The organism is Chitinophaga alhagiae, assembly GCF_003568665.1.
Lineage (GTDB): Bacteria > Bacteroidota > Bacteroidia > Chitinophagales > Chitinophagaceae > Chitinophaga > Chitinophaga alhagiae.
Window position 1 is genome coordinate 60,278 of record NZ_QXMH01000001.1, and the last position, 24,985, is coordinate 85,262.

22 protein-coding genes are annotated in these 24,985 nt (G+C 54.5%); 12 read left to right on the forward strand and 10 right to left on the reverse strand.

Features of this window, described 5'->3' with window-relative positions; translation table 11 throughout:
• Window positions 1–5 precede the first annotated feature (5 nt).
• Complete coding sequence (locus D3A97_RS00220; RefSeq protein ID WP_119075419.1) at window positions 6–620, forward strand: DUF4230 domain-containing protein; 615 nt, start codon at window positions 6–8, stop codon at window positions 618–620.
• Here D3A97_RS00220 and D3A97_RS00225 read toward each other — a convergent pair.
• Both D3A97_RS00225 and D3A97_RS00230 read right to left on the reverse strand, forming a co-directional pair.
• Window positions 617–898: a hypothetical protein gene (locus tag D3A97_RS00225; protein ID WP_119075422.1), complete on the reverse strand. Its 282-nt coding sequence runs from the start codon at window positions 896–898 to the stop codon at window positions 617–619. The two genes, D3A97_RS00220 and D3A97_RS00225, sit on opposite strands and share 4 nt — an antisense overlap.
• 164 nt (window positions 899–1,062) lie before the next feature.
• Window positions 1,063–1,782, reverse strand: coding sequence for a hypothetical protein (locus D3A97_RS00230; protein ID WP_119075424.1), 720 nt, complete (start codon window positions 1,780–1,782; stop codon window positions 1,063–1,065).
• Between the two features lie 251 nt (window positions 1,783–2,033).
• On the opposite strand from D3A97_RS00230, the gene rbp reads away from it, so the two are divergent.
• Both rbp and D3A97_RS25320 read left to right on the forward strand, forming a co-directional pair.
• A complete protein-coding gene (gene rbp / locus D3A97_RS00235) occupies window positions 2,034–2,357 on the forward strand; it encodes an RNA-binding regulator (RefSeq protein WP_119075427.1) in 324 nt (107 codons plus the stop codon).
• Between the two features lie 73 nt (window positions 2,358–2,430).
• Window positions 2,431–2,688: an integrase core domain-containing protein gene (locus tag D3A97_RS25320; protein WP_119075430.1), complete on the forward strand. Its 258-nt coding sequence runs from the start codon at window positions 2,431–2,433 to the stop codon at window positions 2,686–2,688.
• A 347-nt stretch (window positions 2,689–3,035) separates the two neighbouring features.
• Here the strand turns inward: D3A97_RS25320 and D3A97_RS00245 are convergent, their stop codons facing one another.
• The 4 genes from D3A97_RS00245 to D3A97_RS00260 form a co-directional block, all read right to left on the reverse strand.
• Window positions 3,036–4,358, reverse strand: coding sequence for a dihydrolipoamide acetyltransferase family protein (locus D3A97_RS00245; RefSeq protein WP_119075433.1), 1,323 nt, complete (start codon window positions 4,356–4,358; stop codon window positions 3,036–3,038).
• Window positions 4,359–4,408: 50 nt separating this feature from the next.
• Window positions 4,409–5,656: a CinA family nicotinamide mononucleotide deamidase-related protein gene (locus tag D3A97_RS00250; protein WP_119075436.1), complete on the reverse strand. Its 1,248-nt coding sequence runs from the start codon at window positions 5,654–5,656 to the stop codon at window positions 4,409–4,411.
• Between the two features lie 21 nt (window positions 5,657–5,677).
• Window positions 5,678–6,085: an acyl-CoA thioesterase gene (locus D3A97_RS00255; RefSeq protein WP_119075438.1), complete on the reverse strand. Its 408-nt coding sequence runs from the start codon at window positions 6,083–6,085 to the stop codon at window positions 5,678–5,680.
• Window positions 6,086–6,270: 185 nt separating this feature from the next.
• Entirely contained in the window at window positions 6,271–6,681 is a 411-nt protein-coding gene (locus D3A97_RS00260; protein WP_119075440.1) for a DoxX family protein, read from the reverse strand.
• A 373-nt stretch (window positions 6,682–7,054) separates the two neighbouring features.
• Here D3A97_RS00260 and D3A97_RS00265 point away from each other — a divergent pair, with 373 nt between their 5' ends.
• Genes D3A97_RS00265 through D3A97_RS00275 form a run of 3 tightly spaced genes read left to right on the forward strand, consistent with a single transcriptional unit; the run spans window position 7,055 to window position 12,721 of the window.
• On the forward strand, window positions 7,055–10,129 hold the full coding sequence (locus D3A97_RS00265; protein WP_198673804.1) for a tetratricopeptide repeat protein: 3,075 nt from the start codon (window positions 7,055–7,057) through the stop codon (window positions 10,127–10,129).
• 9 nt (window positions 10,130–10,138) lie between these two features.
• Window positions 10,139–11,770: a hypothetical protein gene (locus D3A97_RS00270; protein ID WP_119075445.1), complete on the forward strand. Its 1,632-nt coding sequence runs from the start codon at window positions 10,139–10,141 to the stop codon at window positions 11,768–11,770.
• Between the two features lie 36 nt (window positions 11,771–11,806).
• A complete protein-coding gene (locus D3A97_RS00275; protein ID WP_119075448.1) occupies window positions 11,807–12,721 on the forward strand; it encodes an HU domain-containing protein in 915 nt (304 codons plus the stop codon).
• Window positions 12,722–12,796: 75 nt separating this feature from the next.
• Here D3A97_RS00275 and D3A97_RS00280 read toward each other — a convergent pair whose 3' ends face one another.
• Both D3A97_RS00280 and D3A97_RS00285 read right to left on the reverse strand, forming a co-directional pair.
• Window positions 12,797–13,714: an SDR family oxidoreductase gene (locus D3A97_RS00280; protein ID WP_119075451.1), complete on the reverse strand. Its 918-nt coding sequence runs from the start codon at window positions 13,712–13,714 to the stop codon at window positions 12,797–12,799.
• Between the two features lie 97 nt (window positions 13,715–13,811).
• Window positions 13,812–15,911: a prolyl oligopeptidase family serine peptidase gene (locus D3A97_RS00285; protein WP_119075453.1), complete on the reverse strand. Its 2,100-nt coding sequence runs from the start codon at window positions 15,909–15,911 to the stop codon at window positions 13,812–13,814.
• A gap of 221 nt (window positions 15,912–16,132) precedes the next feature.
• Here D3A97_RS00285 and pfkA point away from each other — a divergent pair, with 221 nt between their 5' ends.
• The 3 genes from pfkA (at window position 16,133) to D3A97_RS00300 (ending at window position 19,175) form a co-directional block, all read left to right on the forward strand.
• Window positions 16,133–17,113: a 6-phosphofructokinase gene (gene pfkA, locus D3A97_RS00290; protein WP_119075456.1), complete on the forward strand. Its 981-nt coding sequence runs from the start codon at window positions 16,133–16,135 to the stop codon at window positions 17,111–17,113.
• A gap of 10 nt (window positions 17,114–17,123) precedes the next feature.
• The gene (pyk, locus tag D3A97_RS00295; protein WP_119075458.1) at window positions 17,124–18,614 is read left to right on the forward strand and encodes a pyruvate kinase; all 1,491 of its coding nucleotides are present in this window, start codon (window positions 17,124–17,126) and stop codon (window positions 18,612–18,614) included.
• A gap of 108 nt (window positions 18,615–18,722) precedes the next feature.
• Window positions 18,723–19,175, forward strand: a complete 453-nt coding sequence (locus D3A97_RS00300) for an energy transducer TonB (protein ID WP_119075460.1) — start codon at window positions 18,723–18,725, stop codon at window positions 19,173–19,175.
• Here the strand turns inward: D3A97_RS00300 and D3A97_RS00305 are convergent.
• Window positions 19,151–20,329 (reverse strand): MFS transporter, encoded by a 1,179-nt coding sequence (locus D3A97_RS00305; protein ID WP_119075462.1) that lies wholly within the window; start codon window positions 20,327–20,329, stop codon window positions 19,151–19,153. The genes D3A97_RS00300 and D3A97_RS00305 overlap by 25 nt on opposite strands.
• A 79-nt stretch (window positions 20,330–20,408) precedes the next feature.
• Between D3A97_RS00305 and D3A97_RS00310 the strand changes: the two genes are divergently transcribed.
• Window positions 20,409–21,764, forward strand: a complete 1,356-nt coding sequence (locus D3A97_RS00310; protein WP_119075464.1) for an NAD-dependent succinate-semialdehyde dehydrogenase — start codon at window positions 20,409–20,411, stop codon at window positions 21,762–21,764.
• Window positions 21,765–21,855: 91 nt separating this feature from the next.
• On the opposite strand, the gene D3A97_RS00315 is transcribed toward D3A97_RS00310, so the two are convergent.
• Window positions 21,856–23,052, reverse strand: a complete 1,197-nt coding sequence (locus tag D3A97_RS00315; protein ID WP_157986282.1) for a DUF6807 domain-containing protein — start codon at window positions 23,050–23,052, stop codon at window positions 21,856–21,858.
• Window positions 23,053–23,194: 142 nt separating this feature from the next.
• Between D3A97_RS00315 and D3A97_RS00320 the strand changes: the two genes are divergently transcribed.
• Together D3A97_RS00320 and D3A97_RS00325 are read left to right on the forward strand one after the other, a co-directional pair.
• On the forward strand, window positions 23,195–24,685 hold the full coding sequence (locus tag D3A97_RS00320; RefSeq protein ID WP_119075469.1) for a C25 family cysteine peptidase: 1,491 nt from the start codon (window positions 23,195–23,197) through the stop codon (window positions 24,683–24,685).
• The gene (locus D3A97_RS00325; protein ID WP_157986283.1) at window positions 24,645–24,953 is read left to right on the forward strand and encodes a hypothetical protein; all 309 of its coding nucleotides are present in this window, start codon (window positions 24,645–24,647) and stop codon (window positions 24,951–24,953) included. The genes D3A97_RS00320 and D3A97_RS00325 overlap by 41 nt, the downstream gene beginning before the upstream one ends.
• Window positions 24,954–24,985: the final 32 nt, after the last annotated feature.

Sequence of the window (24,985 nt, forward strand, 5' to 3'; positions counted from 1 at the left end):
TGCGTATGAAAAAGATCGTTCAATGGCTGGTGGTTATCCTCTTCATCGTTTTCATTTTCTGGCTGGGGCAGCGCTTCGGCTCGCGGAACGTGAACGAACAGGTAGTGTCCAACAGCCTCATTGTAAGAGAAATTGCGGAGCTGGCCAGCCTGGAAGTACAGGGCAACGCCTCCATCAAACGCAGCAATATAGAGAACTCCGGCAGCTGGACAGACAACCTGAAAAAAGTATTTGCAGAAAATACCATCTGGGTAACGGTGCCTTATACCGCCAAGTATGGTGTAGATGTGAACGAACAGAATTTCTCCGTGAAGGTAGACAAGAAGAAAGTGCTGGTATCCCTGCCGGCCCCGCAGCTGTTGAGTTACGAGCTGCGCCTCAACCAGATGGAAACCGCCAACAAAAAAGGCTGGCTGATGTTTTCTGATGATGAAACATACACCGCGGTGCAGAAAAAATTGTATGAGACCTCGCGGGACCAGTTGCAGCAAAACACAATCTACCTGGAGCAGTGCAAGGAAAAGATCCGCAACACCATGCGCACTTATTACGCGCCCCTGCAGTATGAAGTAGAAGTGAAATTCGGCAACGAGCCCGCCAAAACGCTGAAGCTGCCCTAACCCTGCAGGCTGTTGGCCCCTATTTTACGGTCTGCAATGGCGGCCAGCAGCAAAAAAACCGCTTCCCCTTCTACCGCATCATCAATGCGCGCCTTCAGCTGCGCGCGCAGTTGCTCGGTGGCGCGGCCGCTCCGCAGCAATATCATGTCCCCGATGAGCAGGTTGATCATGCCCCACTCCCGCAGGTCTGGCTGGTGGCCCGTAGCAGCTACGTATTGCTCCACTACGCCGCGGCAGGCGTCAAAAGCATGTATGGCTTGGATGGTCAGTAACGACATGATACACTACGCAGGATTCACCGTAATATACTTTACCAGGCAACGTTTTGCAAATAGCAGGCGGGCGTTTGCTACACGCGCAATGCTACGCAGGATTCACCGTAATATACTTTACCAGGCAACGTTTTGCAAATAGCAGGCGGGCGTTTGCTACACGCACAATGCTACGCAGGATTCACCGTAATATACTTCACCAGGCAACGTTTTGCAATCGGCAGCAGCGTTTCCGTGAGCGGGAACACCAGGTCTGTTTCAACCGTGTATACAGCGGGGTTGGGCAGGTGCCGCCGGTGGCGGATCAGGTCTGTTTTGATGCTGTTGCCGGTATGCGCCAGGTTGCGCGTGTAGGTGCTGATGTATTCTGTATGGATGCCGCGGTAACGCTCATCGTGCCGCTCAAAAATGGTGAGGCGGTACTGGTATACCAGCGTATCGCTGGCCCGCCCGTCAGACAGCAGCATGTACCCCTCCTGCACGTCAAGCGGGATAAGCCCTACCGGCGTAATGTTCAGCTGCTCCTCCACAAACTCGTATATTTCCGTGCCCTCCCGGATGGTACTGTTCATTTTTTGCAGGGAGTACTGGATGATGTTCTCCAGCTCTTCCATCAGCTCATCATCAGCGATCATCTGTTCGTACAGCAATTGCAGCTTTTCTATGTTCACGGCGGTGAGCCGTTTGGGGAAATGCTGCTGCAAAAACTGTTTGTTCTCCTTGAAGGCCAGCAGGTTATTATAATGGAAGACCACGTCTCCCAACTGCGGGTAGAGCTTGTTCTCGTTAAAATAGCGGTTAATTTCCTGCAGGTAGGCCAGCAGGGCGTATTTTTTCAGCTCAAAGTCTATGTACCCTTCTGCAAACCAGGTGTCACTCAATGCTTTCATAAGTCCATGGCCTTTTAGGAACAGCCGTATTTGAATTTACGAAATAATTTAATATCTCCCGTTTGCCTCATTTAATTTCACATATTTTTGCCATATATATAATCCTTGGAAAAGCCTTACAGCATTGAATCCGCCCAAAACCAAGCCTGTTCAGGGTATACGGCGGGAGAAGCAAAAAATAAGCGGCACCTTTTTTTATTCGTTTAATTCCTTAACTTCAGTATTATTTTTCATTTTTTAATTTTTTTATCATGAACATCTACGTAGCCAACCTGCACTACAGGTTGAACGATGAGGACCTTCACCAAATCTTCAGCGAATTCGGGCAAGTAACCTCTGCAAAAATCATAAAAGACCACGAAACAGGTCGTAGCCGCGGTTTCGGGTTCGTTGAAATGCCTAACCAGGAAGAAGGAGCGAAGGCGATGGAGAGTCTGAACGGTAGTGAAGTGGAAGGTAAACAACTGATGGTTAACGAGGCCCGTCCCAAAGCGCCTAATGGCGGTGGGAACAGAGGCGGTGGTCCCCGCGGTGGCGGTGGATACGGTGGCGGTGGCCGCGACCGTCGTTATTAATCCGAATTCAAACTCATCGATTATAAAAGGCTTCCGGTTCCGGGAGCCTTTTTTTTGTGGGTAAGACAGGCATATTGCACGGGTCAAGTCTTTTCAGGATAAGACAAAAAGCGAATTGGGATTGGGTGAGACATTTGCTTCTTTTACGCAAGCCCGGAAAGCTGTATGCCAGGCGATTGACACTTACAATCGCATCCGGCTCCATTCCAGTTGCGATTACCTGACCCCTGACCAGGCTTACCGCCAGGCAACCGGCACGTTCAGGAAGCGGTGGAAAACAAGGAAGAAACCGCCTGTAAACCGGAACCAGGACCAAAACATCATCCTGTAAACCGAAAACAGGATTAATTTTGAACGCTGTAAACCAATATCAGTATTTTCTAAACCAAGGTGTAAAGCTATATCAGGACAAGACCCAAAGGCTACTTTACCAGCACCTTACTCCCACCTTACTCCCACGTTACTGCCACCTTACTCCCAGGATACTCCCACCATAGTGCATGGGGAGTGTATGTTTTTGGCATAAACGCCGTTTTAGCAATGTTCCAAACAGCGCATTTCCAACTACTTACGCACGTTTTTCCGGAAAATGACCCTATAAAGCACGCACTCCCCCGTAACCTCATAAAAAGACCGCCCGGCTTGCCGGGCGGTCTTTTTATCTTAAATCATTAATAATCAATATCCTCTGCCGGCATCAAAATTTTCCAGCTCCTGCGCTACGGCGCTCAGGAAGGTAGAACCGAGGGAGCCGTCTACAATACGATGGTCATATGAAAGGGAGAGGTACATCATATGCCGGATGGCAATGGAATCTCCCTGTTCGGTCTCTACCACCACGGGGCGCTTTTTAATGGCTCCCACGGCCAGGATGGCAACCTGGGGCTGGTTGATGATGGGCGTGCCCGTGAGGCTGCCGAAAGTGCCCACGTTGGTAATGGTGAACGTGCCGTTCTGGGTGTCTTCCGGTTTGAGGCGGTTTTGCCGCGCCGCGCCGGCCAGGTTGTTCACCTGTTTGGTGAGGCCTACCAGGTTCAGCATGTCTGCATTGCGGATCACCGGCACAATGAGGTTACCGCTGGGCAGGGCGGTGGCCATGCCTATGTTGATGTCTTTTTTCAGGATGATCTTGTCCCCGTCCAGCGAGCAGTTCACCAGCGGGAAACGTTTGATGCATTTCACCACCGCTTCCACAAATAACGGCATGAAAGTGATCTTTTCACCTTCGCGCTTTTCGAAGTCTTTTTTTACATTATCCCTCCAGCGTACCATATTGGTCACGTCCGCTTCCGCAAAGCTGGTCACGTGCGGGCTGATCTGTTTGCTGCGCACCATATGTTCCGCTATCAGCTTGCGCATGCGGTCCATTTCAATGATCTCCACATTGCCGCCGTAGCTATTGGCGGCGGGTACGGTAGCTATTTCGCGGGCGTGCTGGGGCTGCGGCGCTTCATGCACCACTTCAGGCTCCTGCACGGCATTGCCGCGGCTGGCCACATAGTCCAGGATGTCTTTTTTGGTCACGCGGCCGTCCGCACCGCTGCCGGGGACCTTCTCCAGCTCGGCAAAAGGAATGCCTTCCTGCTGGGCAATGGTCAGTACCAGCGGTGAATAAAAACGCGGCTCGCCGGAAGGAGGCGTGGCTGCGGCGCGCGCTGGCTCCTGGCGCGGAGGCGCCGTCTGGAACCTGGTCTCGGAAGCAGCCGCCCTGGTTTCCTGCACAGGCGGCGTTGCCGGGGAAGCGGCCACCGTTGCGCCGGCTTCTGTTTGCACACGGGCTATCACTGTGCCCACGGGCACCACATCGTTCTCGTTAAACAATATTTCGGTGATCTCCCCTTCCGCAATGGAGGGTACCTCACTGTCAACCTTGTCCGTAGCGATCTCCAGCACCGTTTCGTCCACCTTCACCTTGTCTCCCGGCTTTTTGTGCCAGCGCAGGATGGTGGCTTCCATAATGCTTTCTCCCATTTTGGGCATCACCAGTTCGACTATTGCCATAAATGTGCTCGTTTTTATTAATTAGATAGATGTGACAAAAATAAGGGAAATTAGTTCTCCAGCCATTTCCGCAGTTCGTTCATGGCGGCAATGCAGGTCATGTCGGTATTGCGCTCACGGTCGTACCGGAAATGATAACGCCGGGTGCGGAGGCTGTTCTTCCCGCCCACCGCTATCCATACCGTGCCCACGGGCTTTTCGGGAGAACCGCCGTCTGGCCCCATAATGCCGGACACGGCTATCACACAGTCCGCGCGCAATACTTCCAGCGCGCCGGCGGCCATTTCTTTCACGGTTTCCTCACTTACGGCGCCATATTGTTCCAGCGTGGCGGCGCGCACGCCCAGCACGTTCATCTTTGTTTCGTTGGCATAACTCACCACGCTGCCATTGAACCAGGCGGAGCTGCCCGGCACGGCGGTGACCATGCTGGCTATTTTGCCGCCGGTACAGCTTTCCGCGGTGCCCAGCCTGAGCCCCCTGGTCTTGAGCAGGCTGCCCAGAATAACGCCCATAGGCTCATCCCGGTCTGCCACGCGGATATCTGCCAGCAGCGTGCCCAGTTCGGAGAACGCTTTGTTCATATCTGCTTCAGCGGCTGCCTGGTCTGGCGCAAAGGTAGTAAGCCGCAGTTTCAGCAGGCCGTAGCTGGGCAGGTAAGCCAGTTTCATATGGGCGGGCAGCGCCGCTTCAAAATCTTTGATGCGCTCCGCCACGGAAGATTCTCCCTGCCCGCTGGTAATGAGGGTATGATGCAGCAGCGCGGGCATGGTAAAGCGCTGCCGGAGGTGCGGTATCACGTATCCTTCCATCATGCCTTTCATTTCATGCGGCACACCGGGCATGGATACGTAGATGCGCCCGTTCTTTTCAAACCACATGCCGGGCGCGGTGCCGCGTTTGTTCTGGATAATGGTGGCCGCATCGGGCACCATGGCTTGCTCCAGGTTCCGCTCCAGCATGGGCAGGCCGCGGGTCTGCACAATGTCCATCACGTTCTGCAACGCACCGGCGTTCTGCACCATTTTACCGCCAAAGTACTCGCACAGCACAGGCTTGGTAATATCGTCCGCCGTGGGGCCCAGCCCGCCGGTGATGAGGATGATGTGGGAATCGGCGCCCTCTTCTTCCAGCGCGCGGATAATGGCCTGCCTGTCATCTCCCACCGCCACGCGCCGTTGCACCCAGATGCCCGCATCGTTCAGCTGCTGCGCCATCCAGGCGGAATTGGTGTCAATGGTCTGCCCTATCAGCAGTTCATCCCCGATGGTAATGAGGCTGGCAAAGATCTTTTCCATATGGTCCGTTAAACATGTTGATCAGAAAAAAGCCGCCAGCTTCTGCCGCATCACTTCCGGCATGTGCATGCGCGTTCTGTTTTTGGCATCTATGAACGCCAGCGTGGTAACGCCTACGTTCAGCAGCTCCCCTTTCTGGTTATACAATTCTGAGTGGAACTGTATCTTGTGATTGTCAGGTAGCGATTTTAGTATAGTCTTCACCGTTATTACATCGTCATAGTACGCGGGCCGCAGGTACTTAACCTGCAGCTCGGCCACCGGCATGATCACGCCCTGCTCTTCCAGCTCGCGGTAGGTGAAGCCCAGCTGCCGGATGGCGTCCGTACGCCCCACTTCATAATACAATGCGTAGTTGCCGTAGTAGAGATACCCCATCTGGTCCGTTTCGCCATACCGCACGCGAATATCTATGGTTGTGCTGTACATGATAAAAAGAAAATTTGGTGTGTAAATGTAGCATATCCCCCATGCTCTCCCAAAAAAGAAAAGGGGCGGGCACACCCGGTACGGCCGGCCATCAAAAAAACGCTTTGCTGCCCGCGCGCGGGCAATTGCAAATAAAATGGGGCTGACCATACTTGTTGGTCAGCCCCTGTTTTCTTTCTGCCGTATTACTTGCCAATGGCGCTGTCTATGGAATATTTACCGGAACCGGTAATGAGTATCACCACAAAGGCCGCCAGGAAGAGCACGGGCATTTCCTGCTTGCCCCAGCCGTCTGTCCGGTGGATCATGAAGATGATCACGCTCATGCAGATGATCAGCGGAATGGTGGCCAGCCTCGTTACCAGGCCCAGCACCAGCAATATGCCGCAAAACAGCTCCGCAAAAACCGTCAGTCCGAGCGAGGCGGATTTGCCAATGCCGAACGGATCTGCGAACTGGGTGGAATACTGCGAAAAATTCATGAGTTTGGGCCAGCCGTGCCGGTAGGCGATCAATCCACCAAATACCAGGCGCAACACCAGTTGCGTTAAGTGAACAGCCCCGTTGCTGAACCGTGCAGATAATAGTTTTTTCATAGATCAGTTTGGTTTGATTCTTGTTGAATAAGCGGGATTTTGATTTTAACCGCCAACCCGGCTCAAATTTAGATAGTTTATAATGTATATGGTAATAAAAGCCAAATTTCGGGATTAAACTGTGAAAATCAAGGCGCCGCCGCGCAGCGGCCGGGATAGTTATCCACATCCGGCAGTTTATCCACACAAGGTAGATAACCTGCCACCGGCAAAAAAGTATAATCTTTTATATTTGCTTCGTTTGTAAACCCCATCTTTGCCAATTTTAAGAGCCCGGTCAGCTACCCGGAAAATGCCGGACAGTCTTGCGTTCGAAATAATTCCGGTGCTGCGCCGTTTTAGAAAAAACATTACAGTAATAACTATAAACAGCATGAAGCTATTCACTCGAAAGAATTTCCCTCTTCCTCCATTGCGCGTACTTTTCCTTGTTGCGGGCATAACAGGCGCCACCGCCGCCGCCGGCCAGCAAACCCGTATCTATACGGAGCCTGACAAAACTTTCAAGGAAGCGCAGCAATTGTTCCGCGAGGGAAAATATGCTGTATCCATGCAGCTGTTCAAACAGACCATAGACGGCATCTCTTATTTTAAAGAGACCAACCGCTCCCTGGTGAATACGGACGCGCATTATTACTACGCCATGTGCGCGCTCAAACTGCAGAACGAAGACGCGGAGAAAAAAGCGCTGGACTTCCTGAAATACTTCAACAACAGCGCCCGTGAGCAGATGGTGAGCTTCCAGCTGGCCCGTTTCTATTTTCACCGCAACAAACTGACGGAGGCCATTCCCTATTACGAAAAGGCCAGCATAGACAACCTCTCCAACGAAGATATTGCAGACGCCAAGTTCGAACAGGCCTATTGCTACTTTAACGTGAAAGACTTCCAGAAAGCGCAGCCGCTTTTTGCCTCCATCAAGGAAATACAGAACAAGTACTACATACCCGCCAACTATTATTTCGGTTTCATTTCCTATTACAACAAGCAGTACGCCGCCGCGCTCAACAGCTTCCAGCGGGTGCAGAACGAACCGAAATACAGCACGGTGGTGCCTTATTACATTGCGGAGATCTATTACTTCCAGGGCAAGCAGGACCAGTTGATCAGCTACGCAGAGCCCCTGATCCGCAAAGGCAATATGTATTACGAAGGCGAGCTGAAAAAACTCGTGGGCCAGGCTTACTTTGAGAAAAAAGACTATCCCAAGGCCCTCCCTTACCTGGAAGAATTTAACGAGAACGCGGAAGAAGTAAGGAAGGAAGACGTATACCAGCTTTCTTACACCTACTACCAGACCGCCAACCTGGAAAAGGCCATTACGGGCTTCAAACAGCTGAGCAGCGAAAAAGACTCCCTGGGGCAGAACTCCATGTACCTGCTGGGAGACTGCTACCTGCGCACCGGCCAGAAGGCCAACGCGCGCAATGCCTTTGCCTACAGCGCCCGCAACAGCTCCAACGCCAGGCAGCAGGAGATCAGCCGCTTCAATTACGGCAAGCTCTCCTTTGAGCTGGGCTACCAGGATGCCGCCATTGCCGAACTGACCAACTTCATCAACAAATACCCCCGCTCCGAGTACAACAAGGAAGCGCGGGAAATACTGGTGCAGCTCTTTGCCAACACCAACAACTATAAGGAGGCGCTGGCCATTATGGACATGCTGCAGGAAAAAAGCCCTGCCGTGCTCAAAGCCTACCAGAAAATTGCCTACGGCCGCGCCACGCAGCTGGTGAACGACCAGCAGTTGGCCGAAGCGGACCGTTTGCTGGACGTATCGCTCTCCCACCCTTATGACCCGCAGCTGGTACAGCTGGCGCAGTTCTGGAAAGGGGAAATTGCGCTGCGCCAGGGCAATGCGGACAAGGCCATTACCAGCCTGCAGGCCTATTTTAATACCGGCGCCACACCCGTATCTGGAGAGGCCAACCCGCAGAACGCGGCGTACAACATGGGCTACAGCCTGCTGAAAAAAGAACAGTACGCCAGCGCCCTGCCCTACTTTGAGAATGCGCAAAAGGCCAGCGGCCCCAATGCCGGCCGCATTGCCACGGACGCGCTGCTGCGCACGGCAGACTGCCACTACATGCTGCGTGACTTTCCGAAGGCCACCAGCCTGTATGACCAGGTGATCAACGCCAACCAGCCGGGCGCGGACTACGCGCTGTACCAGAAGAGCATCATCCTCGGCATACAGGGCAAACACACCGAAAAGCTCAACCTGCTCAGGCAGCTCGGCAGCCAGTTCCCCACTTCCGGTTTTAACAACGAGGCGGAAATGGAGATCGCGGATACCTACCTGAGCGACGAGCGGTATAATGACGCCATCCCCCACCTGAAAAGCGTATTGCAGAAGCAGCCGGAAGGGCAGGCCGCGCCCCGCGCGCTGCTGAAGCTGGGCCTGGCGTATTTCAATACCAACCAGCATAACACCGCCCTGCAGTACTTCCGCGAAGTGGTGGAGAAGTTCCCCAACTCTAACGAAGCCACCCAGGCACTGCAGAACGTGCGCAATATTTATGTAGACCAGGGTAAGACCGATGATTACCTGGCCCTGCTGAAAGCCTCCGGCAAATCCGTATCCGCCTCCGCGGAAGACTCCATTACCTACGCCGCGGCGGAAACGCGCTTCAGCAACGGAGACTATGCCGGCGCCATTGCCGCATTTACCAGTTACCTGCAGAAGTACCCCAGCGGGCAGTTTGCCCTGCAGGCCAGCTTCTACAAAGCGGAATGCCTCTATAACAACAAAGATTACGCCGCCGCCCTGCCCGCGTATGAGTTTGTGCTCACGCGCGGCAACAGCCCCTTTGCGGAAAGGGCCGCCCTGCAGGCCGCCTACCTGAACTATTACCAGGTGAAAGATTATGCGAAGGCGAAAGAATACTACGAGCAGCTGAATACGCTGGCCACTACCAAAGACAATACGCTCACCGCCACCCGCGGGCTGCTGCGCAGCAACTACCAGCTGAAGAACTGGGAAGCCGTGGGGCCGCTGGCCGAGCAATTACTCTCCGCCGCCAATATCAGTACAGACGACCAGATCATCGGCCACTTCTACCTGGGCAAGGCCCAGCAGGAAAAGCAGGCGTATGATGAGGCCATCAGCGAGTTCAAGATCGTGACCGGCCTCACCAAATCGGAGATAGGCGCGGAAGCCCGGTACAACGTTGCCAAATGTTACCTGGACAAGAACGACCTGGCCGCTGCTGAAAAAGCGGGCTTTGACGTGATCAAGAACACTTCTTCCTACGAGCTGTGGACCGCCAAGGCCTACATTCTGCTGGGAGACGTGTACTTCCGCCAGAAAGATTATTTCAACGCCAAAGCCACTTTCCAGAGCATTGCGGAAAACTGCCCCATACCCGAGCTGAAAGCGGAAGCCAAAGAAAAACTGGCCAAAGCCGAAGCAGAAGAAAAAGCAGGTTCCAAAATCAAACAGCCTTAATCAGAACACATGAACTTAAAACATATCACAGCGCTATCAGTACTCGGCCTCAGCCTGCCATTTGCCACTCAGGCCCAGAAGGATACGCTCAAGCAGGAAACAATAGACATCATCTCCAAATACCAGCCCAAGCTGCCCGGCGCGGCCAAGCTCAACCTCACCGCTTCCCTGCCCGGGCTGGATACCACCCGCCCCAGGCTGGGGTACCAGGTGCCTGCGCTGAACCTGTACTTCATGTACCAGCCGGTGCCCCTGCGGCCGCTGGCGTTGGGAAAAGACACCTCTTCCCTGCAGTTGCAGAACAATTACGTGAAGCTCGGCTACGGCAACCTCTCTACCCCGCTGGTACAGGCCGGGTTTGGCAGCGGGCGGCAAGACAAGTATAACTTCGGCCTGTTCTTCAACTACACATCCTCCCAGGGAGATATTGAGAACCAGGACTATACCAATATGAACGTGCTGGCCTCCGGCACCTATTTCAGCCCCCTGTTCGAGATCAACGGCAGCCTGGGCTACAACCTGAACCGGGTGCACTACTATGGTTATGACCACAGCGTGGAGGAGTTTAAAAAGTCTGACATCCGGCAAACCTTCAACGAAGTAATTGCCAAGGTGGGGCTAAAAAACCGCCCGCAGAACGACTGGGGCTTCCAGTTCAACCCCAACGCCCAGTTCATTGTGTTCGGGGATGCTTATAAAAGGCTGGAAAACACCGTGGTGCTGAAAGCGCCCATCCGCAAGCAGCTGTTTGAGGATATCTGGATCAAGGCGGAAGGTATTGCAGACCTGAGCACCTTCAAGCAGGACAATAACGAAACCCTCAACAACAACGTGGCGGCCGTACACCCCGCCGTGGAAGTGACCAAACCGGGCTTCATGCTGCATGCCGGCGTAAACCCCACCTGGACCAACGGGAAGTTCTACCTGCTGCCAGACATTGTGAACGAGTCTCACCTGATCCGCAAAAAACTCATCCTGAGCAGCGGCTGGATCTCTTACATAGACAAGAACAATTACCGCAACCTGGCCAACCAGAACCCTTTCATCGGCAACTACCCCGCTACCGTATTCAACACCCGCGTGGAAGAAAAATACACGGGCATTAAAGGTACGCTGGGCAGCCACTTCACCTACAACACCAAGTTTGCGTCTGTGATCTGGCGAGACCTGCCGCTGTTCGTGAACGATTCTACAGACGGAAAAAAGTTTGACGTATACCGGGAAGAAGAGCTGAAGGCCTTCCAGCTGCATGCGGAGATCGGGTATATACAGGAAGAGAAGTTCCAGGCCCGCCTCACCATGGACTGGTATAACTTCAACAAACAGAAAACGGAGCTGAAGCCCTGGGGGCTGCAGCCGTTCACGGCCAACCTTTTTGCCCAGTACTCTTTCGGCAAAAAGTTCCACCTGAACGCCAACCTGTACACCCTGAGCGGCACCTATTACAAACTGGTACCCAGCAAAGACTTTGATAAAACACAGCCCGCGCAGGACCTGAACGTGGGGGCCGTTTTCAACCTCACCAAAAATTTCAACCTCTGGCTGAACGCCAATAACGTGTTGAATTCCAGGTATGAGCGCTGGAGCGGCTACGAGAGTTACGGGTTCAACATCCTGGGCGGTATAACGGTTAAGTTTTAAATTGCGTAAACTTGCACACAAATTGAACCGGCCTACATGTTACAGAACTATATAACAGACGTACTTTTCAAGCAGCAGACCTGTTCCATTCCGCAGGTGGGTACGTTCACCATCCAGCACATCCCGGCGCATTATTCAGTGGTGGAGCAGGTGCTGACGCCGCCCCGCCAGCAGGTGAACTTTGAGACCCGCTGGGAAGACGACGGCTCCTGCCTGCACTGGATATCGCAGAAGGAGAACCTGGTAGAACAGGTGGCCCGGTTGAAAATGGAAAAATACCTGCAGGATTTCCGCGAAAGCCTGCAAACCGGCCAGCCGGTAGACCTGCCGGGCATTGGCAACCTGCGGCTGGACCCCTTCGGCCAGGTGCGCTTTACCCCGCAGGAGCTGCCTGACGCCTGGCAGCCCATTGCCCTGCAGCCCGTACTGCGCCCGGAATCCGCGCCAAAAGTATTGCAAGGCAATACCGAGGTGGTCAATCATGAAGTGGTGGAACACACTACCGTAGTGCCGGAAGAGTTTGAAAGCCAGGGCCGCTTCAGGTGGTGGTGGGTGGCCGTGCCCGCCGTGGTGATTGCCGGGGTGGCGAGCTTCTTTTTACTGAAAGACCAGTTCAGCAACTATACGCCGGTACCCGAAACTACGGCCCCTCCGCCTCCCGCGCCCGTTGAGGAAGACAGCGTGCAGGTAGCGCCTGTTGTGCCCGCAGAGCCGGTGAGTGACAGCATCACCTATTACGTGGTGTTCCAGACCTTCAAAACCAGGGAAACCGCGGAAAAGAACCACACCAAACGCCTGGCATGGGGGCACAAGGAAGTAGTGCTGTACACCTCCAAAGATTCTTCGCAATACAACCTGGCCGTGAAATTTCATACGCTGCCCGCGGATACCGCGCTGTCAAAAGACGCCGTGTCCCAAAAGTTCTCGGCGCCCGTGAGAATAGAGTACTAGCCGCCGCAAGGCATGCATATAAAAGAAAAAGACCTGCAATGTTTGTTGCAGGTCTTTTTTTATGTGATACATGATCTATGCCCCGTTTTCCTTTGGCGCGGGCCCCTCCCCTAATATGGCTTTCAGCCCTTCTTCAAAACTGTGCGGGGAATACCCCAGCTCCTTTTCCGCCTTTTCTATGATGAACCCGGTTTTAGCGGGCCTTTTGGCGGGCTGTTTGAAGCTGGTGGCGTCTACCTTTTCGAACAGGCGGGTATCCAGGTTGAGGTAGTGGGCTACCTGAACGGCCATATCATACGGGGTGAGCATGTCTTTCCCCGAGAGGTGGAACACGCCCTGCGCGCGTTTGTCAATAATGAGGCGGCAGCCTTCCGCCAGGTCTTGCACAAAGGTGGGCGTACGCCACTGGTCGTTCACCACCTTGAGTTTCTTTTTCTGCTCCAGGTTGTTCTTTACCCAGGTAATGATGTTGCTGCGGCGCGGGTCATCCGCCAGGCCGTATACCAGTACGGTGCGGGCGATGGCCCAGGGCACTTTGGCCTGTTTAACGATGCGCTCCGCCGCCGCTTTGCTGGCGCCGTAGTAGTTCACGGGGTTGACGGGGTCATCTTCGCGGTAGGGGCCGCCCAGGCCGTCAAACACAAAGTCTGTAGACAGGAACAGGAAAAACGAGCCTGTTCTTTCCGCGCCCTGCAGCAGATAACGGGTGGCGGTTACGTTGGCCATCCAGCAGGCGTCTTTGTTGCGCTCGCAATCATCCGCCTGCGTCATGGCCCCGGCATGAATGATGGCATCCGGCCGGTGGCGTTCCACCAGGCCTTTCACCCCCGCTTCATCTCCCAGGTTCACTGACTCATACACGTACCCGTCCTGCATTTTCAGCCGGTTGGGCCCCCTGCCCGTGGCTACTACCTCGTACCCCGGAAGGGCGCTTAAGCGTTGTATGAGGTATTGCCCGAGGAGGCCGTTGCTTCCTGTTACTAAAACTTTCATTGGAATATAATTAGTCTTTTACCCGTTCATCATGTTAATATACTAAAACGCCGCGTAACTGTTGTAGTACGCGGCGTTTATTCGTCCTGAAAAATTGTTAAATATTCATTCCCAGGTTATACATGGTGAAGGCCCAGACGTCTGCAGCCTCATCTATCAGCTTGGAAGTAGGCTTGCCCGCGCCGTGGCCCGCCTGCGTTTCAATGCGTATCAGCACAGGGTTGGCGCCTTTGTGCGCTTCCTGGAGGGTAGCCGCAAACTTGAATGAGTGCGCCGGTACTACACGGTCGTCATGGTCTGCCGTGGTAACGAGCGTGGCCGGGTAGGCCGTGCCTTTCTCCAGGTTGTGGAGCGGCGAGTATTTGATCAGGTAATCGAACTGCTCCGGTTTTTCGCTGGAGCCGTATTCTACCACCCAGGCCCAGCCTATGGTGAATTTCTGGAAGCGCAGCATGTCCATTACGCCTACCGCGGGCAGCGCCACCTTGAATAGTTCCGGCCGCTGCGTCATGGCCGCACCTACCAGCAAGCCGCCGTTAGAACCGCCACGGATGGCTATTTTGGAAGGGTTGGTATATTTTTCCCTGACCAGGAACTCCGCCGCGCCAATAAAATCGTCAAACACGTTCTGTTTGTTCTGCAACATGCCCCCCTTGTGCCAGGCCTCGCCATACTCGTTGCCACCGCGCAGGTTCACCACCGCGTAAATGCCGCCCTGCTCCATGAAGAACAGGTTAGATACGGAGAAACCGGGCGTCATGGGAATATTGAACCCACCATAGCCGTAGAGCAGCAGGGGATTGTTACCGTCCAGCTTGATGCCTTTTTTGTAAGACAGGAAAACAGGCACGTTGGTACCGTCTTTACTGCTGAAAAACACCTGTTTGGTCTCATACTCCGCCGGGTTGAACTTCACTTCCGTTTTGCGGAACAGCTCTGATTTGCCGGCGGCAATATCGTACTTGTAAATGGTGGGCGGCGCCACAAAAGACGTGAAGGTGTAGAACAGTGTTTTATCTTCCGCCTTGCCGCCAAAGCCGCCTGCCGTGCCGATGCCCGGCAGGTCTATCTGCCGCTCCAGCTGGCCGCTCCTGTCATATTGCATGATGCGGGTGCTGGCATGTTTCAGGTAGCTGGCAAACAGTTTGCCGCCGGCCGTGCCCACGCCCAGCAGCACTTCATCCTGTTCCGGGATGATAGTTTGCCAGTGCTCCTTTTCCGGGTTCTTCGGGTCTACCAGCACTACCTTGAAGTTGGGCGCGTTCTGGTTGGTCTTTACCAGCAGCTTGTCTCCCACATTGTCTATCACGTCAGGGTCTGTGGCAAAACCTTTGATCAGCAGTTTGAACCCCGTCTGGGACGCATCCTGCAGATCGCGGTACCACAGCTCGTTGCCGCTGGTGCCTTCCGTGGTGCTCAGGATGAGGAAACGTTCATCTTCCGTTAGCCCGGCGCCGGCGTTGCGGAGGGGGTGTTCCTTGTCTACGTACACCAGTTCGTCCTGCGCCTGCGCATCGCCCACTTTGTGATAGTACACTTTATGGAACTCGTTCTTTTTAGACAGTTTGCTGTGCTCGTCCGGCGCGTCGTAACGGCTGTAGTAAAAGCCGTGCCCTTTCCAGGAAAGACCGGAGAACTTGATCCAGTCAAGCGTATCTGCCAATACCTGTTTGGTGGCCACGTCCATTACAAACCCCTGCTGCCAGTCTGAACCGGCCTTGGCAATGAGGTAGGCGCAGTATTTCCCGTCTTTCGAAAAGCTGAGGCTGCCCAGGGCGGCGGTGCCTTTGTCTGACAGTTTGTTGGGGTCAATGAACACTTCCGGCGCGCCGGTGAGACCTTTCTGGCGGTACAGCACCGCCTGGTTCTGGAGGCCGTCGTTCTTGTAAAAGTAATAGTGCTCCCCTTCGCGGAAGGGCGTGCCATAGCGCGGGTAGTTCCACAGTTCTTCCAGTCTCTTTTTGATCTTGTCCCTGAAAGGAATGGCGGAGAGGTAGGCCTGCGTCGCTTTATTCTGCGCATCCACCCATTCTTTTGTTTCCTCGCTGTGGTCATCTTCCAGCCAGCGGTAAGGGTCCGCAATTTTTTTCCCGTGATAGTTGTCTACTGTATCTACTTTTCTGGTAACCGGATAGGTAACAGGGATCTGTTGCTGCGCCAGGACGGTACCTGCCGCAAAAGTCATCATTACACTCATGGCAGCTAGCTTATTAGTAATAGTTGGCATACGTAACTTTTTAAAAAAAATTTACCTTTTATTTGATTAAAATTAAAAATTTAGGTTATTTCATCGAACAACTGATAGGAAACTACCAAAAAATGTTAATTTTGTGCGCCCTTTAAAAGGACGGAACTAAGGCAAATTACTATGAAATACCATTCGATGTGGCCATAGTAGAAAATATATAAGATCTCACAATGAAGAAAGTGAACAACATCGCGGTTCTTACCTCGGGGGGCGACGCACCGGGGATGAACGCAGCCATCAGGGCGGTAGTAAGGACCGGTATTTACAATCATCTGAATGTGTTTGGCGTAATGTACGGGTATAAGGGGATGTTGACCGGCGAAATTTTTCCTATGGAATCCAAGTCTGTGGCCAACATCATCCAGAGAGGGGGTACCGTACTGAAAACGGCCCGTTGCAAGGAGTTCTATGAGCCTGAAGGCCGCAAACGTGCTTATGAAAACCTGAAAAAATTCGGGATAGACGGACTGGTGGTGATTGGCGGGGACGGCTCTTTCAAAGGAGCGCAGAAGTTCAGCCAGGAGTTCGATATTCCCTGCATAGGCCTCCCCGGCACTATTGACAAAGACATTGCAGGTTCCGATTTCACTATTGGTTTTGACACGGCGGTTAACACGGCCGTAGAAGCAATTGACAAGATCCGCGATACGGCGGATGCGCATGACCGGCTGTTCATTATTGAAGTAATGGGCCGCGATGCGGGTTATATTGCCCTGCACAGCGGTATTGCCACCGGTGCGGAACACATCCTGATGCCGGAGCGCAAAACCGATATAGATGACGTGATCAACGAGCTGACCGCCAACGAGCGCCGCCAGAAAATGGTGAACCTCATTGTAGTGGCGGAAGGGGACGAGTTTGGCGGTGCGGACGAAGTAGCCCGCCACGTAAAGGAAAGAATGCCCCAGCTGGATACGCGGGTGTGCATCCTGGGCCACATCCAGCGCGGCGGCTCCCCCACCTGCATAGACCGCCTTATAGCCAGCAGAATGGGCTATGCCGCGGTAACCGCCCTGCTGGAAGGCACCCACAACGTGATGATCGGCATCGTCAACAACAAAATTCAGTACACTCCCCTCGAAAAGGCCGTAAAAGCCAAACAGAAAATTGATGCGGAGTGGTTTAAGATTGTAAAAATTCTTGCGAGTTAAATAAACGTCTATGAGTACAAAAGATCTGTCCAAGTACTTTCACAAAGGAATGGACAATGAAGCCGGACTGGCGCATTCAAAGCAGAAAACCAAGATTGTTGCCACTGTTGGCCCGGCTTGTGATACCTATGAGAAATTATTGGAGCTCGTAAAGGCAGGCGTGAACGTGTTCCGCCTGAACTTCTCTCACGGGAGCCATGAGGACAAGCTGAGGATCATCGGGTACATTCGTGAGATCAACCAGACCGAACCTTACAACATTGCCATACTGGCAGACCTGCAGGGCCCCAAGCTGCGTGTGGGAGAGATCAAGGACAATGCCCTGCCGCTGAAAACGGGAGACATTCTCACCTTCACCACGGAAAAATGCGTGGGTACCATGGAAAAGATCTACGTATCCTACCATGACCTGCATAAAGACGTGCGCCCCGGCCAGAAAATATTGCTGGACGACGGCAAGATAGAGACCGTAGTGAAAGAAATAACGCCTGACCACCTCATCAAGGCGGAAGTATTGCTGGGCGGCATACTCTCTTCCAAGAAAGGCTTCAACCTGCCGGATACCAAAGTATCCCTGCCGGCGCTCACGGAAAAAGACGTGGAAGACCTGGAGTTTATCATTGACCAGGAGTGCGACTGGGTAGCGCTGTCTTTTGTACGCAACGTAAAAGACCTGGGCCTGCTGCGCAAACGCCTGGCGGAGCGCCAGTCCAAAATGAAGATCATTTCCAAGATCGAAAAGCCGGAAGCCATCCAGAACCTGAAAGAGATCATCTGGGAAAGCGACGGCGTAATGATAGCCCGCGGAGACCTGGGCGTGGAGCTGCCCGTAGAGCAGATACCCATGATCCAGAAAGACATTATCCGCAAATGCATTCACCGCGCCAAACCCGTGATTGTGGCCACGCAGATGATGGAGAGCATGATAGACCGCACCCGCCCCAACCGCAGCGAGATCACGGACGTGGCCAACGCCGTGCTGGAAGGCGCGGACGCGGTGATGCTGAGCGGCGAGACCGCCACCGGCAACCACCCTACCCTGGTGATCCAGACCATGCGCAAGATCATTGGCGAAGTGGAAAAGGAAAGCATCATCTACAACCGTAACCTGATCCCTCACCGTCACTCCCCCACCTTCCTGAGCGATGCGCTGTGCTACAACGCCTGTAAAATTGCGGAAGACCTGGAAGCTGACGCCCTTATAGGCATGACGCAGAGCGGTTACACCGGCTTTATGCTGAGCAGCTACCGCCCTAAATCCCCGCTGTTCATCTTCACCAAGGAAAAGACGCTCGTGAACCAGCTGAGCCTCAGCTGGGGCGTACGCGCCTTCTACTACGGCGAAGAAGAAAGCCTGGACGATATTTTCCATGACCAGATCAACATCCTGAAAGAACGCAGCTTCATCAAGGCTAACGATGTGGTGGTGAACACCGGCAGCACGCCCATCAAGGAACACCTGCCCACCAACATGCTGAAAATTACGACGGTACCTGAATAATAAGAGACCTTACCTTTTTGTTGAACGGCCGGCAGCATCTTTTGTTGCCGGCCGTTTTGTCTGACATTCAGCCGGATTTCGTATATTACGATCATATAAAACATCCCCATGCCTGCCTTGCGACTACTCCTCTATTTCTGTTTACTGGCACCCGCCTGTGCCGTAACTGCGCAATCCACCGCACCATCCGCACGCAATGAGAGCTATGACGAGATACCGCCCAGGTTTAAAGCCGGGGACAAAATGCTGATGCGGATAATTGCAGACAGCATGCGGTACCCGCCAGCGGCCCGGCAAGACAGGATAGGCGGGAAAATAGTGGTGGAGTTCATTGTAGACACCGCCGGGAACATACGAGCGGCATCTGTTGTAGAAGGCATACGCAGCGATCTTGACCAGGAGGCCATAAGACTGGTCAACTTGTTGAACGGCTGGCATCCCGGTATTCAAAACGGGAAAAAAGTAAACGTGCAATTCAGGCTGCCCTTGTACTTTTATCCTGATCCCAGATTTAGAAGACAATACAAAAAAGCACATCAAACAGGCCCGGCTGATAATTGACCTTTCCTGTACGTTGCCGCATAGATCCCCACGCCGATCATCATCATGCCCACGCCCGCCAGGCACACGCCACCCCATTTACCGATGTCCCACACCCAAAGGCCAATGCCCGAGCCGAGCGAGGTGCCGATGAAGCTCACCGTCATGAACACCGTGTTCATGCGGTTGCGCGCTTCGGGCAGCAGGGCGTAGATGCGCGTCTGGTTGGATACGTGTACGCCCTGCAGGCCCAGGTCAAGCAGTATAATGCCGGCCACAATGCCCGCAATGGAAGTCCGGAACAGCCAGAAGATCACATACCCTGCCAGAATGCAGGCAATGCCGTAACCGATGGCGATGCGCGGGTTTTTCCGGTCTGCGATCCTGCCAATGAGCGGGGCGCCCAGCGCGCCGGTAGCCGCGGCCAGGCCCATGAGGCCGATCACGTCGCTGCCGTAACTGAACGGCGGGTTAGACAATAAAAACACCGAGGTGGTCCAGAACAGCCCGAACGCCGCAAAGCCGCAGGCATTGATGAAGGAAGCCTCCCGTAGCAGCGGCTGCTCTTTCACCAGCGTGAACACGGAACGCATCAGCGCGCCGTAGCTGCCGGAAAAAGAAGGCCTGCTGGAAGGGAAGGAAAAGAACATGATGATAAGCAGCGCCAGCGATACGCCGCCCGCTATCCAGAACATGGCGCGCCAGCCAAAGTGCTCTCCCACCACGCCGCTGATGGTACGGGAAAGCAGGATGCCTATGAGCAGGCCGCTCATGATAACGCCGATCACTTTGCCGCGGCGCTCCGGCGCGGCCAGGCTGGCCGCCATGGGCAGTATCAGCTGCGGCACAATGGAGGTGAAGCCGATAATGAAACCCATCACCTTCATCATGGTAATGTTGACGGAAAGGGCCGTGGCAAAAAGCGCCGCTACGGCCATGGCCGTCATGGCCATGATCTGGCCTTTCCGCTCCAGCTTATCTCCCAGCGGCACGCAAAACAGCAGGCCCAGGGCATAACCCATCTGGGTAAAAAAGGTGACCTGCCCGGCGTTGGGCTCCGACACGGAAAACTCCCTGCTCATCAGTACCAGCAAAGGCTGGGCGTAATAAATATTGGCTACAATGAGGCCTGTACACAGGGCCATCACCGCTATGTTCAACTTGCTTAAAGACATGTTCCGTTTACGTTAAGGCTGCAAAGTTATGCCTTTTGCAACAAGTGTACCGGCCCTCTAAATTCCTTAACTTTATAACATGACGTTCAAGAGCATTTACCCTTTCACGCAGGAGACCATTGCGGAATATCCCGCGCATACGAAAGACGAAATAGCATCCCGCCTGCAGCACGGCTGGCAGGCTTTTTCAGCATTGCGCCAGGCCGGTACGGAGCAGCGCGCGGCGTGGATGATGCAGGCGGCAACGCTGCTGAGAGAACAGGCCGCGGAGCATGGCACGCTCATTTCCCGTGAGATGGGCAAAACCCTCAGCGAGGCGAAGGCGGAAGTGCTGAAATGCGCCTCCACAGCGGAATATTACGCCAACAATATTGGCGCCATGCTGCAGCCGCGGCTGATTGCCACGGAAGGAAAAAAGAGCTACGCGGCGTTTGAGCCCAAAGGCATCATACTGGCCATTATGCCCTGGAACTTCCCGTACTGGCAGGTGTTCCGTTTTGCCATTCCCAACCTGCTGGCGGGCAACGCCGTGGTGCTGAAACACGCCAGCAACGTAAGCGGCTGCGGCCTGGCCATTGAAAAGCTCTTCCTGGAAGCGGGTTTTCCTGAAGGAGCGTTCCAGGCGCTGCTGGTATCTTCCAAAAACATGGAACCGATCATTGCAGACCCGCGCATACAAGGCGTAACCCTTACGGGCAGCACGCCCGCGGGCATGAGCGTAGCCGCGCTGGCAGGCAAATACATCAAAAAGACCGTACTGGAGCTGGGCGGCAGCGACCCCTTCATTGTACTGAAAGACGCCAACCTGGCGGAAGCGGCCAAAATTGCCGTAAAGGCCCGCATGCAGAACGCCGGCCAGTCTTGCATTGCCGCCAAACGCTGGATAGTGGAAAAACCGGCAGCGGAAGATTTTATACAACAGGTACAGGCCATCATCACTTCCCTGCAACAGGGAGACCCGTTCCTGCCGGATACGGATACCGGCCCCATGGCCCGCGCTGACCTGGCAGATGAAATTACCCGGCAGATGGAACAAAGCATCGGGAAAGGCGCGCAGCTGCTGGCGGGCGGCGAGCAGCACGGCTGCAACTTTACCCCCGCCCTGCTAACAGGCGTACAACCCGGCATGCCCGCATTTGATGAAGAGACCTTTGGCCCGCTGGCAGCCGTTATTACGGCCCACGATGAGGCCGCGGCCATCCGCCTGGCCAACCAGACGCCCTTTGGGCTGGGTGCCGCGCTGTGGACAAAAGACCTGGACAAGGCGGCACGCCTGGCCACGCTGATAGACAGCGGCAACGTGTTCATCAATGCCATGGTACGTTCAGACGCACGGCTGCCCTTCGGCGGCGTGAAACAATCCGGTTACGGGCGGGAGCTGTCTGTGGAGGGCGCCCATGAGTTCCTCAATATCAAAACGGTATACATAGCGTAACTGCTTGGCAGCAGGGCCGCACTTTCACAGTTGCCGTTTCTTGCGGCGCGAGAGACCTGCATCCTTCATGCAGGCTACTGGTCTGACGCCCTTACTTCACCAGCCTGCCGGTCACTTTCGGAGGGTGCGCAAAATCGTTCCAATAGGCCTCCGCCTGCTCTGCTGTAAGGTCTTTATCAAACGTGATGACGCGGTAAGACTGGGTGTAGGTTTTGCCGGGCTGCAACGTCCAGCTGTAGTCTTTGGTGGGGCTGAACATGCCGAACACCTGGCCATGCTGGTCTTTTTCAGGCCATACCCTTACTGGCTGCGGCGCCCGGAAGTTGGCGGGGGCAGACAGGATGAGGAGGCCGGCCAGGCCATCTTTCAGGTTGCCGGCTATTTTGAGCCAGCGGGCATGCGTAGAGTCCGCGTTCTTTCTTGTTTTCCCTTCTGAAGTAAGCACAGCGCTGTTCTCGTTGTTCCACTCGGCATTGCCCCTGATGGCAAAGCCGCCGCCGTAGCGGTATTGGTTGAGGGTGATGGGAGACGCGGTGGCGCATTGCAGCCGGGAGGTAAAATCCCACATGAACGTTTTCCCGTCATAAGGGTATACATCTACGTCCCACTCCTCGTTCATGGCCACTTTCTCCGTACCGTTCTTTTTGAATACCACGTGCTCCTGCAGCGCGTTGAAGCCGCCGGTTTTGGAATTGAACCTGCTGAAGCGCACGGTGCCGGAACGTTTTTTCAGGTTCCAGAAGTCTACCGTTTCGCCTTCAAACTCCGTATCCGTCCATGGGTTCCAGATGCCGTAATGATGGTAGTGGTCTTTAGGCTGGATATTGGTGAGCACCTTGCCGCCCGGCGTCCAGGCGGGGTGAATGAACCCGCTGCGGCGGAACGCGGTGTCTACGCCCGGGGGCGGTTCCATCACGGTGTACTGGTAACGCAGCACCGGGTGGTTGCCCGCCAGCACTGTCAGCGTGCGGTGATCGTCCTCTACTGTTACGCGTTCATTGTCCGGCAGCGTGGTTTCCTCCTTTCCCTTTACCAGCTCGTATTGCAGGGTAACGCCGGGTTTCACTTCCCCCGCCAGTTGCCAGGTAATGGCCGCCGGACCAGTTTCTACGCGCACCGGCACCGCCTGGCGGCTGCCGTTGTTCAATTGGTACAGCACCAGGCCTTTAAGGCTGTTCACGTTCACTTTGCCCAGCGCAAAGGAAACCGGTGTGTTATACCGGGCGTAAGCGCCGGTGTTTACGGTGATGCGCGCAACAGTCTGGGCGCCGGCCATGTGTACTGCCATCAGTAACAGGAATGAGAGAAAATAACGTGGGTGAAGCATATTGAATCCGGTTGAAAAGCTTGCTGTAAAATAGGCATTCCCCCGGGTTTATGCAATAATTCGTACCTTAATATAGTTATTCGTACCCCAAAACTATACCCCCATGAAAAAGGATAAACTGATCGTTTCCAACCGGTCTGCCCTTGCCCGGAAGTACGGGCAGCAGCACAAGTCCATTCTGGCAGACCTCCAATCCATCGTTCAATCAGACAAAAAACGCGGGCTCAGTACAGTGATCGTATTTGCGGATGACGCCGCGGCCATGAAGAAATACAAGGCCCCGGCCGTGAAAGACGCCGCCAACGCACGCCAGAACAAGCTGGCCATAGACGCGTTGTACCGGTACTTTCAGCCGGACTACCTGTTGCTGGCCGGCGCGCAGGACGTGATCCCTTTTCAGCCGCTGGCCAACCTCCTGTACAGTGAAGATGATGAGGACGAGACCATCCCCTCAGACCTCCCCTACGCCTGTGAGGCCGCGTACAGCACCAACCCCGGCAAATTCATTGCGCCTACCCGCGTAGTGGGCCGCCTGCCTGACGTACCCGGCAGCAGCAACCCCGCTTATTTCCGCTCGCTGGTAAAAGACGTGACCGGCAGCAAGCCCGGCAAAACCAAAGACTACCAGCAATATTTTTCTGTGAGCGTACATGACTGGCGGCTGAGCACGCAGGAAAGCCTCACCCGCATTTTCGGCCACCACCGGCAGTTGCAGGTATCTCCCGCCAAAGGCCCGCAATGGACCAGCGCACAGCTGAAGCCCAGGGCCCATTTCATTAATTGCCACGGCTCGCTTGAAGATCCCTGCTATTACGGGCAGAAAGGCAGCAAATACCCGGAGGCGGTGAATGCCGCGCTGCTGGCCAAAAAGATCAGCAAGGGCACTATTGTGGCGGCGGAATGCTGTTACGGCGCGCAGCTGTACGACCCTTCCCTCACAGAAACGGACCAGCTCAGCATTGCCAACAGCTACCTGCTGCACCACGCCCTGGCCTTTACCGGCAGCTCTACCATTGCTTACGGCCCGGCAGAAGGCCAGGGGCTGGCAGACCTGCTCACCCAATACTTTCTGGCCAATGTTATTAAAGGCGCTTCAACCGGCCGCGCGCTGCTGGAAGCGCGGCAACGCTTCCTGGACGAGATGGGCCCTACGCTGGACCCCTATGAGCTGAAAACACTGGCGCAGTTCTACCTGCTGGGAGACCCTTCGCTGGTGCTCACCGCCGCGCCGCCCAAAACCATGGAGTTGCGCAGCAACCGCAGGGGCAACCTGGCGGCCAAGGGCATAGCGTTCAACAGCTTCATTACCATACCCCGGGCCGTGGCCGCTAAAAAAAGCAGTACCACCATGCAAAAGGGCCTCCAACTGCTGCTGAAAACAAAAAAATTCGGCCAGGCGCCTAACAAAAAGGTGTTCGAGAATACGCCCAAAGCCGCTCCCCTGGCCAGGGGCATAAAATCCATGCAGGCGCCGGTGAAATTTCATGTATATTCGGCATCATCATTCCATGGAAAGTTCAAAGACACCAAAGTACTGGTGGTAAAAGAAAGGAATGGCGATATTATTGGGTACCGTGAATATGTCAGACGATAAAAAGAAAATAACGACCGTAAAGGGGCAACTGGTGCTGAAGACCTTTGCCCGCACCACCAAAAGCGAGAGCCTGGGCGTATACCTGCGCACGGCAGACGGCAGCTTCCTGATACGCCCCGCCGCCGGCAACCCCTTTATGGACAATCCTTTAGCGGAGCTGGCGGGCAAATACATCCGCGCAGAAGGCAGGAAAAGCGACTATGTTTTTTTTGCCCGGAAATGGGAAGAAATTACGGCAGAAGAAGCCGGCCTGCCGGCAGACACATGATAAGCATAATATGCTCCAGCCGCTGCGCAACC

Excerpts from the sequence above, each read along its gene's own strand:
- D3A97_RS00220 (WP_119075419.1), top strand. The coding sequence starts at position 6 with ATGAAAAAGATCGTTCAATGGCTGGTGGTTATCCTCTTCATCGTTTTC.
- D3A97_RS00225 (WP_119075422.1), bottom strand. The coding sequence starts at position 898 with ATGTCGTTACTGACCATCCAAGCCATACATGCTTTTGACGCCTGCCGC.
- D3A97_RS00230 (WP_119075424.1), bottom strand. The coding sequence starts at position 1,782 with ATGAAAGCATTGAGTGACACCTGGTTTGCAGAAGGGTACATAGACTTT.
- rbp (WP_119075427.1), top strand. The coding sequence starts at position 2,034 with ATGAACATCTACGTAGCCAACCTGCACTACAGGTTGAACGATGAGGAC.
- D3A97_RS00245 (WP_119075433.1), bottom strand. The coding sequence starts at position 4,358 with ATGGCAATAGTCGAACTGGTGATGCCCAAAATGGGAGAAAGCATTATG.
- D3A97_RS00250 (WP_119075436.1), bottom strand. The coding sequence starts at position 5,656 with ATGGAAAAGATCTTTGCCAGCCTCATTACCATCGGGGATGAACTGCTG.
- D3A97_RS00255 (WP_119075438.1), bottom strand. The coding sequence starts at position 6,085 with ATGTACAGCACAACCATAGATATTCGCGTGCGGTATGGCGAAACGGAC.
- D3A97_RS00260 (WP_119075440.1), bottom strand. The coding sequence starts at position 6,681 with ATGAAAAAACTATTATCTGCACGGTTCAGCAACGGGGCTGTTCACTTA.
- D3A97_RS00265 (WP_198673804.1), top strand. The coding sequence starts at position 7,055 with ATGAAGCTATTCACTCGAAAGAATTTCCCTCTTCCTCCATTGCGCGTA.
- D3A97_RS00270 (WP_119075445.1), top strand. The coding sequence starts at position 10,139 with ATGAACTTAAAACATATCACAGCGCTATCAGTACTCGGCCTCAGCCTG.
- D3A97_RS00275 (WP_119075448.1), top strand. The coding sequence starts at position 11,807 with ATGTTACAGAACTATATAACAGACGTACTTTTCAAGCAGCAGACCTGT.
- D3A97_RS00280 (WP_119075451.1), bottom strand. The coding sequence starts at position 13,714 with ATGAAAGTTTTAGTAACAGGAAGCAACGGCCTCCTCGGGCAATACCTC.
- D3A97_RS00285 (WP_119075453.1), bottom strand. The coding sequence starts at position 15,911 with ATGAGTGTAATGATGACTTTTGCGGCAGGTACCGTCCTGGCGCAGCAA.
- pfkA (WP_119075456.1), top strand. The coding sequence starts at position 16,133 with ATGAAGAAAGTGAACAACATCGCGGTTCTTACCTCGGGGGGCGACGCA.
- pyk (WP_119075458.1), top strand. The coding sequence starts at position 17,124 with ATGAGTACAAAAGATCTGTCCAAGTACTTTCACAAAGGAATGGACAAT.
- D3A97_RS00300 (WP_119075460.1), top strand. The coding sequence starts at position 18,723 with ATGCCTGCCTTGCGACTACTCCTCTATTTCTGTTTACTGGCACCCGCC.
- D3A97_RS00305 (WP_119075462.1), bottom strand. The coding sequence starts at position 20,329 with ATGTCTTTAAGCAAGTTGAACATAGCGGTGATGGCCCTGTGTACAGGC.
- D3A97_RS00310 (WP_119075464.1), top strand. The coding sequence starts at position 20,409 with ATGACGTTCAAGAGCATTTACCCTTTCACGCAGGAGACCATTGCGGAA.
- D3A97_RS00315 (WP_157986282.1), bottom strand. The coding sequence starts at position 23,052 with ATGGCAGTACACATGGCCGGCGCCCAGACTGTTGCGCGCATCACCGTA.
- D3A97_RS00320 (WP_119075469.1), top strand. The coding sequence starts at position 23,195 with ATGAAAAAGGATAAACTGATCGTTTCCAACCGGTCTGCCCTTGCCCGG.
- D3A97_RS00325 (WP_157986283.1), top strand. The coding sequence starts at position 24,645 with ATGGCGATATTATTGGGTACCGTGAATATGTCAGACGATAAAAAGAAA.